Consider the following 15,103-nt stretch of genomic DNA (forward strand, 5'->3'; position numbering starts at 1 on the left):
CCTCCCTTCGGCGGTGGTACGACCTAGCATCGAAAGGAGGCTGGCTTCGTACCGGGCCAGGAAACCCTTTTTGGGGTCGGCCAAATTGCCCGAACGGTATAAGGAATGTTGTTCCGCCTCCCATATCAAAATTCCGCATTCACCTATTCGGAAGCCTCCTGTTTCTTTAGGCGCAGCAAGGCCTCCATATAATAATAGTCGGCATAGACAATGGGCATATCTATTTCGGAATTGTTCGGGTGATGGCCCGTTGAATGGAGCAATAGCGCTTGGTTGGTATCGCCGCTCCAATAGGGTTCTTCCGATAATTTTTCAATCAAGTGCTTGGCGGCATCGACGTACTTTTGCGCCAAGTCCGGATCATCGACCAAGCCGGACAGTTCCAACATGCCACAGGCGGCTATGGCCGCGGCCGATGCATCCTTGGGCGCATTCGGAATCTTGGGGTCGTCAAAATCCCAATACGGGATACCGTCTTCCGGCAAACGCTCCAAAAAGTGATCGGTAAGCCGGATCGAGGTCTTTAAAAAATCCTTGTTGCCCGTTTCCCTATAGGCGATGGCGAAACCGTATATGCCCCAGGTCTGCCCCCTGGCCCACATCGAATCGTCGGCATAGCCCTGATGGGTCGCACCCTTTAAAAACTTGCCCGTATCGCTGTCGAAGGAGCCCAAGTGGAACATGGAGGCATCGTCTCGAACGAGATAGTCCATGGTAATGCGGGCATGGCTTTCCGATAGGTCGTACAGATGTTTGTCGCCCCCGTTCTTGGCCGCCCAAAAAAGCAATTCGAGGTTCATCATATTATCGACTATGGTATTGTGTTGGTATTCCTCCACCTTAACGGGCCACGACAGGATGCTACCCACATTGGGGTTGTACAGGGTGGCCAAGGTATCGGCCGCGGCCAACAACACCTCTTTATAGGCCTCGTTGCCCGTTAACCGGTATCCGTTACCGTAACTACAGTACAGCATAAAACCGATATCGTGGTTTTCGGCGGGACTATAGGCGATTTGCCTTAAGGCTTCCGTAGATTTCATGGCGCTATTTTTTAAATCGGCATCTTTGGAGTGTTCATAGGCATACCAAAGGATTCCCGGCCAAAATCCGCTGCACCAGTCCCGGGCCCCTACGGTTTCCCATTGGGTCTGCCCTTGCGGAATGTTTCTAGGAAATCGATCGGCGCCCGGAACCGTTTCCTGGGCCTTTTTAATTTTTTCAACGCTTTGGCCGAGTACCTTGTCTACTGAAAATTCGGTAAGCTCTTCTTTCTTGGATGCACATGAAAACAGTAAAAACGAAACAACTAAAATAAAGGGAAGCTTTATGCTCATCTGATTTTTTTTGCGACCCGCTCTGGATCATTAAAAGTGAAAACTAATTGTACGGCGAACGAAATAGACCCGTAAACTGGTGGAATCCCTCTTAGGGGTTCCCATCTAAATTTCGTTCCCTGCAATTTTACCCATAAAGCGGGGAAAGCCCCATAAATTATGATTCATAAGCTATAAAATAATGGCCTTTTAAGAGAATAGTGGGGCACTTTAGGCCTAGTTCAGGGGAAGCGAAATCAATGAAAGCCCTTTTTTACGCCTCCCCTTTTCCAGGAAGCCAAGACCTTTGAACCCCTTATAAATTACCGCCCCTTTTTGATCTCCGACCGATTGTTGGCACGGAACGGTCCATTCGATCATTGTACCATATACCCGTCAACCCGCAGCAAGCCCGTATTTATGGCATTTTCAGGCTTATAAAAGACCGATTAGTGCCCTCTCCTTCGACCGGCCTACCCATAAATCGGTTTTAGCCCTTGTTATTTTCGGTGGACCGGACCGGGTTTGAACACCCTCTTTTTTACCAATATCCCAATTACCGGCCCTTCGAACTGATAATGAACAATAATTTATACCCTATGGATTATAATTTATCGATACTGCCTCTAATTCTATTTAACATTGGCTTAACAATTTTTACCGAATCCATATGCATCGCTATGGATTGAAAAATTCAATTCAACGAAAACTTTTAAATAACACTTTTATGACCAATTTAAAAACATTTCGAGCCCAGCTTAAGTGTATTGCCGGTCTATTGGGAATCCTAGGGTTTCTGACAAGCGGTTTAGACACTAAATTGTACGCCTTTGCGGGTGGTGATTATCCCGGCGAACCGCCTACCGATGCCAGGGCCGTACAAGACCTTACCATCACCGGTACCGTCACGGCTGCCGAGGACGGTATGCCCATCCCGGGGGCCAATGTTATCGTAAAAGGTACCACTACCGGTACCACCACCGATTTTGACGGTAATTATACCATTGAGGTCCCTTCATCGAGCAGTGTACTCGTTTTCTCCTCCATCGGGTTTGCCACAAAGGAGATTACCGTTGGTGGCAACACAACGATCAATGTTATCATGGATACCGACGTGGCCACCCTTGAAGAGGTAGTCGTGGTCGGTTTCGGAACCCAGAAAAAGGCGACGCTTACGGGTTCGGTCACCCAAGTAAAGGGAGAGGATATTATGAAGGGCAAAGGCACCTCCAATGCCGCATTGGCCTTGCAGGGCGAAGTACCCGGGGTAGTAGTAACCCGTACCTCTTCCCGGCCCGGTAACGAGGGTACCGACATTAAAATTCGTGGCGATATCTCGGTAAACAATATTGGTCCGCTCATTTTATTGGACGGTCTTGAAATTCCCGAATGGCAGCTGGCCACCCTGAACGCCAACGATATAGAATCCTATTCCGTATTAAAGGACGGTGCGGCTGCGATCTATGGTACGAAGGCGGCCGGGGGTGTTATTTTGGTTACGACCAAAAAAGGCAAGCAAGGGAAAATGCAGGTGAATTACAAAGGGGAGACCCAAATGAACATCCCCCACGACTTCCCGGTTGCCAACTTACAGGAATGGGCCCAAATGTGGCTACGGGCCGGCGACAACGACGGTATCAGCTACGTAGATGCGGACGGCGTTACCCAACAGGCCGCTTCGAACTACCGCTTTTTCACTAGGGATGAATTGGTATCTATCATCGATGGTACCCTCCCCATGGCCCCCGATTCGTATTTCTGGCTTGGCAAGGAACACAGGTTCGACGATGTCAACCAGTTCGATGCGGTTTACGGTTCCACCCTATCGCAACGTCACGACCTTTCGGTTTCCGGCGGTAGTGAAAATGCCACTTATAGAAGTTCCATTGGTTATGCCAACGAACGTTCACCGATTGCCTTTGTGTACGATGGGGCCAAAAAATACAACTTTAGGACCAACCTGACCTACCGCATGAGCGACATGGTAAAAACCGAACTAACGGTTTCATACGACAACCGATTGGTAGATGAACCGACCCAAGGGGTGGGCCACGGGGTGCAAGACATGTACCTCTTCCCCCTGTACAACCCACAGGGGCAGTACTACGACATCTTCGGTGCCAACAACCTGCTGGCCAAACTGGACGAAGGCGGACGCACCAAGACCCAGGAGGAGATCTTTCGACTTGGGGGGGTAATTACATTGGACCTCGATAAGTATATAAAAGGCCTGTCCTTTAAATACAACGGTAACTTCAGTTCGCGCAACGGACTAAGGACGGAAAGAACCACATCGGTTACCATGTACGACTGGGACGGCAACATCAGCTATACCCCGACTACGCTGTTAACCTCGGGCGTAAAACTCTACGAAACCGATGTCATGTTCCAAAACCACGTGTTGCAAGCCAATTACCAACGTTCGTTCGGCAAACACAACCTAGGCCTTTTGGCCGGACTCACCGCCGAAGAGGAGCAGACCAACAAATATTACCAATCGCGAACCAACATGGCCTCGGACGAATTGGACGACATCAATACCGGTGATGTGACCACCCAGATTAACGGGGGATCCCATAAAAATTCCAATGGAAATTGGTTTTACTCAGGGAGCAGTGCCGTAGGTCTCGTGTCCTACATTGGCAAGCTGAATTACGACTATGACGGAATCTACCTATTGGAGGCCTTGGGCCGAAGGGACGGATCTTCGCGGCTTCACCCCGATTACCGATGGAAAAATTTCTTCAGTGCCTCGGCAGGTATTCGTTTATCGGAAATGGAGTTTATGAAGGATGGCTTTTTCGACAATCTAAAACTAAGGGCTTCCTACGGTGAAACAGGCTCCGTAACCGGTATCGGTGCCTACGACTACATTTCGAACATATCCGTAGGTACCACCATTTTCGGGGCTACCCCTGCCTTGGCCAACACGGCCTACATAGCCTCGCTTACCTCGACCGAAAGGACATGGGAACGCGTGGCCACGACCAACTTCGGTATCGATTACGCCATGCTCAACAACCGTTTGAGCGGTAGTGCGGAATACTTTATCAGGGAGAACAACGATATGCTTATCCCTATTACCTACCCCCAAGTACTGGGAGCTTCGGCCCCAAAGACCAATAGTGGCGACTTTAAGACCAACGGTTGGGAGGTTTCTTTGAACTGGAGGGACCAAGTTGGGGAACTCAACTACAATTTTGGAGTAATGGTCTGGGACAGCGAAAGCGAGGTGACCCGAATGGAAGGGGCCACGGCCATAGCACTGGGCGTAAACGACCCCATAGAAGGCAAGCCCCTGAACGCCATCTACACCTACAAGACCGATGGCTATCTACAAACCGAGGAAGAGGTGCTCGCCTACTACAACCAATACGGTTTTGTCGATCCATCGAACCAACTTGAAATGAAGCCCGGTACGGTCTTGCCCAACTATAGGAGTGCCGACCGCTTGGTTCCCGGTACGGTAAACCGCATCGATGTAAGCGGGGACGGACTCATCAATGAAGACGACCTGGTATATTTTGGCGATGCCAATCCCCATATGAGTTATGGCATCAACCTCGGCCTCGAATACAAAGGCTTTGATTTCAGTGCCTTCTTTCAAGGCGTTGGAAAGCAGAACATTGTTCGCGAAGGGGCCCTGGCCTACCCGTTCAGAAGTTGGTGGACCAACCAAAACCCGTCCTTCCTTGGCAAAACATGGACGGAGGATACCCCCAATGCAGCGTATCCTGCCAGTTTTTACAACGGCCAAAGAAAAAACTGGAACTACGGCCATATCAACGACATCAACGTTATTAAGGCCTCCTACCTACGCGCCAAGGTACTGACCTTGGGCTACTCATTGCCCCAGGATGTCCTGGCCCAATCAGGACTCGAAAGGGTGCGCCTATCGGTTACCGGAAACGACCTCTTCGTAATCTCGAACGTTAAGGATGGCATGGACCCCGAAATGGGCAGTAGTGCCAACCAGGGCAATACCGTACCCTACACCTCTACCGTGTTATTGGGTATCGAAGTAACTTTTTAACAGTAACTAAACAACGACAAAATGAAAAATATTAAATTGAATTCAAGAACGACATACCTCGCCATGCTGCTCTCTGCGGTATTTTTGGGAGGATGTGAAGATTATTTGGAACAGCTTCCGCAAGACTCGCTCAGCGAAGCGGTCTACTTTGAAACCCCCGAGCAATTTACCAATGCCGCCAACCACTTCTATACCCGTTTGGGGTTCGATTACGGGGATGAATCCTCCGACCTGTCGGGAAACATTTCCGGTGATCCCCTGTATGGACAGGGAAATACCATTACCCCGACAACCGACGATATTTGGGAAGACAACTATTCGTACCTACGGGCACCCAACCAACTTATCGAAAAAGCGGCCGCCTATACCGGCGACCCTTCTGAAATTGCCGAACCTGTCGCAACCGCTTACTTCTTCAGGGCCTGGCATCATTTTGCCTTACTCAAGCGTTTTGGGGGGGTACCTTTGGCCACGCAAGCCTTTAGTCTCGACTCGGAAGAGGAAATCATGAAATTCTACGGTCCGAGAAACAGCCGCTACGAGGTAATCGACCAAATTATAAAAGACCTCGATATGGCCATCGCCGACCTTCCTTCCCAAAACGAACTGGGCGACGACAAGCAAGGCAAAGTAACCCTTGAAGCGGCCAAATCGTTCAAGGCGCGCGTATTGTTATACGAGGCCACCTGGGAAAAGTACGTAGGTACGGCAACGGACGGCGATGGCACCAATTCTGGCGCCGGATCCAACAAACCCAGCGGCTATCCCAGCGTAACCGAAATGCTCGCCGAGGCCAAAAAGTCGGCCAAGGAGGTTATGGACAGCGGGGCATTCGAATTATGGGACCATCGCGACGCCATAGGCGAAGAACACCTGTTTTACCTCTTTAACCTGGAGGACGCCGCTTCCAACCCGGCAGGACTCACCAAAGCCGATAACAAGGAGTTTATCTTTCAAACGGTATATGATTTTACCCTGCGAAAGATCAACCAAAACCTTACCCACGCCAAACCTGTTTGCCCTTCCCGGAAATTGATGGACATGTACCTGTGCAGCGATGGTCTGCCCGTACAACATTCCAAGGTTTTTAAGGGGTACGACACCATGACCTCGGAGTTCGAAAACAGGGACTACCGTTTAAAAAGTTTTGTAAACATACCTTTGAAGCAGTACTGGGGCTGGGGCTCCAACACCAATGGCGGTGGTGCACAATACGGTGTGGCCTTTGAGGATAGTGGTATTGACTATGACTACCGATACGTTCCACAATTGACATCGCCTGGCGGAGCCAGAAATGTAGGGTACCAAGGACGAAAGTTCACTACCGAGCACAAACTGCGCGAAACAAGGGAAGAATCGTACAACTACCCACAAATTCGACTGGCCGAGGTATTGCTGATCTACGCCGAGGCCACTTGCGAACTGAACGACGGCGCCATTTCCGACAGCGACCTCGACATATCGATCAATAAAATCAGGGAGCGTTCGGGCGTTGCCCCGTTGACGAACGCCTTGATCGCCCCCTATCCCGATTTGAACATGCTGGGCGAAATACGCAGGGAACGTGCCATAGAGTTGAACGGTGAAAATTTCAGGTTTGACGATTTGAAACGTTGGAACATTGCCATAGAGACCCTTAACAAAGATGTATGCCTGACCTATATCGAAGGGACGGAATACGAGACGGCGGAAAACCCAAAAGATCCAGGAAACCCGATATATGTGGCCGATGCCTTCCCTTATGGACTGACCCAAACAGAAAAAAGCACGTCTACCTATTCGGGCATTGCAACGACCAAAGCAGGGGCCTTAATTTTAGACCCTTCGGGCAATCGCAACTGGACCATCAAAAATTATGTCGACCCCATACCGACCAACCAAATAGAACTCAACCCGGCCTTGGTTCAAAATCCGGGATGGTAAAAAGATGTTCTTCCTATTGGCAAGGAAGGATTGTTTTAGCAGTTAGTTTGTTTAGTTGAGAGACGGCTGTACCTGTGGTACAGCTGTCTTTTTTTTAGATGCCCCTCGGTAGCACGATCCCGGCAATCATACCTTTTGTTATTCCTCCATCTCCATAAATTGGGTCGGCGTAACCCCAAAAAGCTCCCTAAAGGTCTTACTAAAGTAAGCGGTGGAATTGAAGCCGGTCATGTACGAGATTTCCTTTATCGAATACTTGTTCTCCTTCAACAGTTCGGAGGCGTACCTAAGGCGTACCGTGCGGATGTAGTGGCTGGGGTTCTTGCCCGTCAGGGCATTTATTTTTCGGTACAGTTGGGAACGTCCGATGCCCAGCTCCCTAAGCAGGTCTTCCTGCTTAAAATCCATGTCGCCCACATGTTCGAGAATAGTCTTGGTCACCTTGTCCAAAAACACCTCGTCCATGTTATTGGAAGTGACCTCACTGGCCGGAAAGATGCCCCCTATTTCCGAAAAGCGTTGCCTCAACCGTTTTTTGGCCTCGAGAAGGTTATTGATACGGGCGATCAAAAGGCGGGTTACGAAGGGCTTTGAAAGATAGGCATCGGCCCCGCTGTCGTAGCCTTCGACCCGATCGTCGTCCAAGCTTTTGGCCGTTAGCAACAAGACGGGAATATGGCAGGTCTCAAATTCGGCCTTGATTCTTTTGCAAAGTTCCAACCCGTCCATTACGGGCATCATTACATCGCTTATAATGATGTCGGGCAGGTGCTTTTTGGCCATTCGCAGTCCCTTTTCCCCATTGGCCGCCTGCTTTATTTGGTAATATTCACTCAGATCATGGGTGAGGTGGGTTCTCAATTCCTTATTATCCTCGACAAGAAGAACCGTTGGCCGGTCTTCCTTATCGCGCGATTCCTTCGGTTCTTTGTTTACGACCAGTTCGCTGGTGGTGAGCATTTCATACTCCACCGCCTTCATGGAATTGATCCTGAACTCGTTTTTGATGTTCTTGGTTTCGACGGCCTTTTTATCGAGGTTGAGGGGCAACCGTACTATAAACTTGCTTCCTTTTTTGGGTTGACTTTCCACCGAAATATCGCCCCCGTGCATTTCGACCAGGGCCTTTGAGAAATTTAGTCCGATGCCCGTTCCTGTCTTTGACGGATCGAGGTTATAAAATCGCGAAAAGATATTCTTCAATTGTACCTTGTCGAGTCCCTTGCCACTGTCCTTAACGGCAATTTCAACATAATCGCCCATTTTCTCCTTGGTAAAAAAGATCGAATCGTAAGTTTTTACCCTTTTGGCCACCTTGCTGATCGATACTTCGATACTGCCTTCGGACGGGGTGAACTTAATGGCATTGGAGATAAGGTTGGTAATTATTTTTTCGACCTTGTCGAGATCGAAATGGGCCATGATCTTTTTGGGGTGGGCGGTAAAGGTGTAGTCGAGTTCCTTTTGTTCGGCCAAACCTTTGAAAAGCTCAAAGATATCTTCGCAAAACTCAACGATATTTCCCTTTTCGAGCTGCAGGGGCATCATGCCCACATCCATCTTCCTATAGTCGAGCAACTGGTTTACCAAGTGAAGCAACCTTCGGGCACTGCGTTGAATGGTCTGTGCCGAGGTCATCATGGGGCTCGATTCGTTGATGCTCGAGAGTATCTTGTCTACCGGGTTCAAGATCAGGGTCAGCGGTGTTCTGAACTCATGCGAAACGTTTACAAAGAACTGCAGTTTCATCTGATCCAGCTCGTGTTTTTGCCCTTCCCTTACCTTTTGGGTGTAATAGGACATAATGCCCCAAAACAGCAAGCCTCCGGCAATGGCGTAAATGAGGTACATCCACCAGGTCTTCCAAAAGGGGGGCAGGATTTCGATGTTGAGTTTGGCCGAACCCGCATCGGCCCACTTGCCATCTAGCGATGCCTTCACCTCAAATACATAGTTTCCGGGTTGAAGGTTGGAGTGGTTGACCACCCTATTGCTTCCTATGTTGACAAAATCATCATCGATGCCGTGCATCTTATAGGCGTATTGTACCTGTTCGGGATTCTCCAAATACAGGCCCACAAACTCAAAGGAGATATAGTTTTCGTCGTATTTCAATTGAATTTTGTCAATAGTGTCCAATGCACCGTTGATCAAGACCCGTCCATTGACCGAGTCGCCCTTGACCACTTTTTTGTTGTTGAGCTTGAAGCTGGTAATCTGGGGATTGAGCTTGACCTCCACAGGGAAAGTGATATGATCCGGATGAAAGATATTGAAACCGTTGATGCCCCCGGCCAAGATCCGGCCGTCTTTGGTCTTGTCGATGGATTTGGTTTGGAATTCGGCCCCTTGTACCCCGTCGTGGGCATTGAAGTTCCTAATTTCATCGGTTTCCGGGTTCAGGAATGAAAGTCCACTTTTACTGGTCACCCAAAAATGGTGGTTGTCGTCTTCCTCGAGGCCCACGACCAAGTTGTTTGCGAGTCCGTCGAGGGAGGAATACGATTTTAATCGCTCCAGGTTTTGGTCAAGAACATAGATTCCCGAATCGGTACCCAGCCATATATTGCCCTTGTGGTCTTCGGTAATATAGTTGATCCGGTTGCCGTCGACCCCTTTTTCGTTTACCCGCTTAAAATCGATTTCCTTTGGGGCGAACTCCTGAAGCTGATCGAGTTCGACCACGTTGAGCCCCAAGGTAGTTCCGATCAGCAAACGTTTTTGGGAATCGACATACAAATACAATACAATATTACTGGTAAGCCCAATGTCATTTAAGGCCGTGTTCTTGTATTTATGGAAGGTTCCCGTTTTGGGGTCGAGCAGGTTCAGTCCCTCGGTACGCAGGGCGACCCAAATTCTTTGTTCAAAATCCTCGACTCCCGCCCAAACCGAGTTTTGGTCAATCGAGCTAGGGTCCGACACGTCATTTTCGTACCGCGTAAACGTTTCTGTCTCGGGATCAAAGCTGTTGAGGCCGCCATCCAGGGTACAGATCCAAATTTTACCGTCGGACGATTCGAAGGTATATAAGATCTTGTTCGAAGAAAGGGAGTTTTTGTTTCCGGGAATATGGCTATAATGCTTATACGATTGGTTATCCTCGTCGAAGAGGTTGAGTCCCCCGTTATAGGCCCCTAACCAAATCCGCCCCTTTTCGTCCTCGAGTACCGATTGTACGATTTTTTCACTAAGTCCCTCTTTATTGTCGGGCTGATAGTAATAATGGCCAAAGGAATACTTTGAGGGGTCCAGTTTGCTGACCCCCTTATCGTAGCTGCCTATCCATAGAATACCGTTACGGTCTTCATAAATGATTGCGGGTTTGTCGTTGGCCAGTGAAAAGGGATCAAAGAGGTTGTTGACGATCTGCTGCCTTACCTTGCCCTCCTTTTTGTCGTACAGATAAATGCCGTGTCCATCGGTCGACAACCAGAATATTCCCTCCCCATCTTGGTAGATATTGCTCAACGGAACATGGGAATCAACTATCGAAAAATGAATAAATTCGTTGGTTTCCCGCGTCCAAAAAATCAGGTCGGACAGGTCGTTGCCGATCAAGAAGTCCCCATCGTCGTCTATAAATACGAGCTTGGGAATATGGGTAAGTTCGTAGGGCTTTCCACTGTCGATATAAACCCTGTCGAAATCGTCTCTTTCCCGGTTGTATTTATTCAGGTGCTGGCCATCGGTGGTCATCCACAATTCCTTGTCCTTATCGATCCGAATGGCGTTGACATTGTTGTTGTCGATCGATCGGTCGTCGGCCGCGTCGTGCAAGTAATACGAAAACCCCAAGTTTTGAAGATCGCCGGTATCGCCAAGCTCGATTTTTATTACCCCATTTTGGGTTGCCACCCATATGGCGTTGCCCTTCTCGTCAAAGACCACATCGTTGATTATCTTTCTCGGGCTGCCCGACAGCGACAAAGGCCCATAAAGGTCGATCAGGGTAAAGGTATCGCTAGCCTTGTCGTAGACGTTCAAGCCGTTGTTGGTTCCCACCCACAACTTGCCGAAACCGTCTTCGGTTATCGTATTGATCCGGTTGTTGCTTATGGAGGTAGAATCGTTCAAGACCGGCCTGAATATTTCAAACCCATAACCATCGTACCGGTTGAGCCCGTCAATGGTACCAAACCAAAGAAATCCCTCCCTATCTTGAAATATCTCGGTACAGGTGCTGCTCGATAGGCCCTCGGGCGTCTCGAAATTCTCGAACTTCAGGGTATTGAACTGGGCACTCAACGAGGTTGAAAGAAAAAATAGAAAAAAACAGATATGTTTGGCTGCAACCATAAAAGGATCAGGTTTTATTTCTTTGGCAAATGACATAGTCAATCAACCTGCAAAATCTACAAAAAGATGTGATAGGACAACAGTAAAATCAACACTATTTTTTGGCCCGGGCCGGCGGCGCCCTTTATTTTCCAATCCATCCCATAATTATAACAAAAAAACCGTGAAACCCGCTGCCACGGTATTATATCAGTTGGGTCGTCATTGGCCCATTTTCAAGGTGCCTATGTATTGGATGATGGGCGGGGAAACGTACCATTGGAATGGATACCAATGAACGGTGGCCCGACGGGTATAAGGAAAAACGCGCCCCGTTACGATCCAGTACGGGCTTGGGTTTCGAAGGATGGAGGGCGACGCCCGGTTCGCCCGGTTAAGGACTCACCTAAATTTTAAGCATGCGGGTTGGGGAACCCCTATTTGATGACCGGTAAACGTTAAAAGCCCGGTTTCGCCATTTCGACTGAAGACCGAAATATTATCTGATTTGCGATTCGCGACCAACAAATATCGATCGTCCGGCGACAGAACAAAATTTCTTGGCCAATCGCCCTGTACCGGCTCGGTGGCCAGAAGGTGTAGTCGCCCCTTTCCACTTACCTCAAAAACGGCAATGCTGTTATGGCCCCGGTTGCTGGCATATAAAAATTTACCGTCACGACTCAAGTGGATATCGGCACAGGCATTGGGCCCCTGGTAATCTTCAGGGAGCGTACTTTTTTTGTCTATTTTGGTAAAGGTTCCGGTTTGGGGATCGACTTCCGCCGAAACTACCGAACTCCCCAGTTCATTAATGACAAAGGCCCTGTTCTTACCGGGCTGAAAAATAAGGTGCCTAGGGCCGTCGCCCGGATCGAGGTCCATGGCGGTATGTTCCTTTTCGAGTTTTCCGCCCTCGCCTATAGGATAGGCCAAGACCTTGTCGATCCCGAGATCCACGGCATATAGAAAGGCCCCGTCATCACTGAATTCAACGCAGTGGGCATGGGCCGATTTTTGGTTTTTGTGCGGACCGCTACCTTGGTGTTGCCTGGCCTGGGGAACTTCCGTGATCCTTCCGTTTTTGTCGAGATGATAAAGTACAATTCCCCCAGACCCGTAGTTGGCGGCGGCAATAAGGTCTTCTTCGGGGCTCAACGCGATATAACATGCGCCATTGCCTTCACTTGGAACGTTTTGGGTCCGTTGAAGTTTATCCTTCCCCACATTCCACGTAAAGGTCGATATACTTCCGGGAGCCGTACCGTTGGATGCGTAAACCCTTTCACCGTCTTTTGAGAGCGCCAGGTAACCGGGTTTGTTTTCCTTGACCAAATGGCCCCGGTTGGTCAATTCCCCGGTTTGGGCATTGAATTCCAATTGGTAAATGCCCTGCCCCTCCCCTTCCGCAAAGGTGCCTACCAAAAGCTTTAAGTTTTTGTCCATAGGGAGAGGGGCTTCATTTTTAACTGTTTCCTTTTTAGGTGTTTCAACGCAGGAAGCGAATACCGTCAAAAGCGTTACGATCAGTAAAGGGGCCGATAAGTATTTCATGGGCAAAGGGGTGTCGACTTTAGTGTTGTATGTTCAACATGAGCGATTTTTCAAAACCTAAGAAGCCGTAAGATACTTGTAAAAAATCGGATTTCACATTTTTAGGGATTATGAATGTGCTGCGGAACCATCCTGTATTGGCACCGGTTTCGGTGAGTGTAAGCTTCTGGGTGCCTTCATCAATACCTACAACGACCCATCCCTTGTCCCTTTTACTGCGATCGAGGTTCAGGGCGGCCTTGAGTTCAATGCTTATCCCGTCCCCGGGCCTTACCTCTGTGATTTCCTTGTTATGGTCGGCGTCGTATACCTTTAGCTCTTGGCTGTCGAAGGTGGCAAAGGTCACCGTGGCCTGCCATCCCCGGTTGGAGATGCCCCAACCCTCGGTGGCATAGGCATTCTTGCCAAAATCCCGCCCTTCGTTCGTTCCGTCTATTTTTTCTACATGCCCGGCAATGGGAAATTGCCCGTCCAAGGGGGAACCGTCCAAGGTTCCCCTTACCTTTCCAAGTTCCCCGAACCCATGTGGGTGCGATTGCGGCCAGCCTTTTTCCACGCCTTCCCAGTAGCCGTTGATGGCCACCCGCTCTTCGCTTTTGTTGCTCAGGTGCGTTCCTACGGGGTTCACCCCGAAAACGAAATCGGTCTGTGCCCGGGCAAGGCTTCGCAAGTTGGAATCGTCCAATAGGTGTGCAACGGCAAAAAGAGACCCGCCAAGGGCAGGGGCGCCTCCGAGTTCCTTGGTCTTGGGGTGGGCCCATTCGGTTTCGCTATGCCTGCGGTACTTCCAAAAGTTATTTGATTTTTGCCTGATATGCAGGCCCCAGGCCCTAAGTTTGTCCTTGGTGCCCCTGGGAGCATGTTCGGGGGCCAACATTAAAAAATAGGCCAATGCCTGTGGGGTAATGTGTTCGGCATTGCGTATCCACCACATATGCCTGGGGTTGTCAAAATTCCAGTTGGCAATAATGTCGGCAGCCCCTGATTGCGCCCATTTCAAAAATTTTTCCGGTGTGCCGTTTTCTTCGTTTTTCTCACACCAGTACATAAACAGGTTCCGAAAGACCGATTGTCCATAGGCGTTGCCCATCTCGTTAAATTCTTGAAAGCCCCGATCCACCCACTTGGTGCTATAGGTCCAGAACCTCACTACTTTATGGCGGTCGTAGGCTTCCCAGTTGTCCAGGCAGGCCTTTCTGTATTTTTGATATTTTTCCTCGGATAGATAAGGTTTGAGAAAGGAGTGGTAGGCGGCACATACGGCGGCCAGTTGGTCTAGGGTGTTCCAATAATCATAGCTCATTCTTGCCGCTCCCTCATAGCCTAGGGTACCGTGCCTTTTTTTAACAGGGCCGTTGTAGTCGATATGCCTATAGGCAAATTCGGCATGCCAAAGAATAAGGTCTATCAAATCGGGAACATTGTTATCGCCAATTTCCGTTTTCCAATGGTCGTACAGGGCGGGGTTACTCGAATATTGCAGGATTTCAAATACGGTTTCGAGCCCGTAGGCACCTCCGTCCCGGGTGGGGCCTCCACCGTAAACGGCGCTCATGTCATAGGTGTCCAAATCGGCAAATCCCCTGGCATCGACAAAAAAGTCATAGGCCAGTTTGGAAGAAGCCAATTCGAGGAGGTGGTCTGCGACAAGGAAGGGAACTGAGCGTCCATGCCCTTCGACCTCTATCACGTATTCATGGGTAGACCCCTCGGGGTCGAAATCGGTAAACCAACCTTCGTAATTGAGCAGGCTGCCCGTAAAGACGACTTTTTCGCTTTGGGTATCGATGATCTTAAACGGGGTATCGTCCGGTGCGCCGTAGCATACAAAACGTTTCGATTCGCCCAAGTTATACCCCAGTTGGTTGACATAGGGACCGTATTTTTTTGGTTCAATGTCCAGCTTTTGTGCATTGCCGCAAAGGGCGGTAAAAAAAGCCACTGCGAGCATAATTCGTTTCATGGTCAAGGTTTCCGAGCTTAGGTTTTTCATTTCAAC

Annotated in this window: 6 protein-coding genes; 2 read left to right on the forward strand and 4 right to left on the reverse strand. The window is 49.3% G+C overall.

Going from position 1 to position 15,103, the window contains the following annotated elements:
* Positions 1 to 143: 143 nt before the first annotated feature.
* Entirely contained in the window at positions 144 to 1,337 is a 1,194-nt protein-coding gene (locus tag BUB37_RS08525; RefSeq protein WP_072991751.1) for a glycoside hydrolase family 88 protein, read from the reverse strand.
* Between the two features lie 706 nt (positions 1,338 to 2,043).
* On the opposite strand from BUB37_RS08525, the gene BUB37_RS08530 reads away from it, so the two are divergent.
* Both BUB37_RS08530 and BUB37_RS08535 read left to right on the forward strand, forming a co-directional pair.
* Positions 2,044 to 5,349: a SusC/RagA family TonB-linked outer membrane protein gene (locus BUB37_RS08530; RefSeq protein WP_094766613.1), complete on the forward strand. Its 3,306-nt coding sequence runs from the start codon at positions 2,044 to 2,046 to the stop codon at positions 5,347 to 5,349.
* A 21-nt stretch (positions 5,350 to 5,370) separates the two neighbouring features.
* Entirely contained in the window at positions 5,371 to 7,272 is a 1,902-nt protein-coding gene (locus BUB37_RS08535) for a RagB/SusD family nutrient uptake outer membrane protein (protein WP_072991754.1), read from the forward strand.
* Positions 7,273 to 7,410: 138 nt separating this feature from the next.
* On the opposite strand, the gene BUB37_RS08540 is transcribed toward BUB37_RS08535, so the two are convergent.
* From BUB37_RS08540 to BUB37_RS08550, 3 genes are all read right to left on the reverse strand, one after another.
* Positions 7,411 to 11,571: a hybrid sensor histidine kinase/response regulator transcription factor gene (locus BUB37_RS08540; protein ID WP_072992751.1), complete on the reverse strand. Its 4,161-nt coding sequence runs from the start codon at positions 11,569 to 11,571 to the stop codon at positions 7,411 to 7,413.
* Positions 11,572 to 11,952: 381 nt separating this feature from the next.
* Entirely contained in the window at positions 11,953 to 13,104 is a 1,152-nt protein-coding gene (locus BUB37_RS08545) for a lactonase family protein (protein ID WP_094766614.1), read from the reverse strand.
* Positions 13,105 to 13,123: 19 nt separating this feature from the next.
* Positions 13,124 to 15,097, reverse strand: coding sequence for an early set domain-containing protein (locus BUB37_RS08550; RefSeq protein ID WP_212635271.1), 1,974 nt, complete (start codon positions 15,095 to 15,097; stop codon positions 13,124 to 13,126).
* Between the last annotated feature and the right edge of the window lie 6 nt (positions 15,098 to 15,103).

It is taken from the genome of Pseudozobellia thermophila, from assembly GCF_900141855.1.
Lineage (GTDB): Bacteria > Bacteroidota > Bacteroidia > Flavobacteriales > Flavobacteriaceae > Pseudozobellia > Pseudozobellia thermophila.

Excerpts from the sequence above, each read along its gene's own strand:
- BUB37_RS08550 (WP_212635271.1), bottom strand. The coding sequence starts at position 15,097 with ATGAAAAACCTAAGCTCGGAAACCTTGACCATGAAACGAATTATGCTC.
- BUB37_RS08535 (WP_072991754.1), top strand. The coding sequence starts at position 5,371 with ATGAAAAATATTAAATTGAATTCAAGAACGACATACCTCGCCATGCTG.
- BUB37_RS08545 (WP_094766614.1), bottom strand. The coding sequence starts at position 13,104 with ATGAAATACTTATCGGCCCCTTTACTGATCGTAACGCTTTTGACGGTA.
- BUB37_RS08525 (WP_072991751.1), bottom strand. The coding sequence starts at position 1,337 with ATGAGCATAAAGCTTCCCTTTATTTTAGTTGTTTCGTTTTTACTGTTT.
- BUB37_RS08530 (WP_094766613.1), top strand. The coding sequence starts at position 2,044 with ATGACCAATTTAAAAACATTTCGAGCCCAGCTTAAGTGTATTGCCGGT.
- BUB37_RS08540 (WP_072992751.1), bottom strand. The coding sequence starts at position 11,571 with ATGGTTGCAGCCAAACATATCTGTTTTTTTCTATTTTTTCTTTCAACC.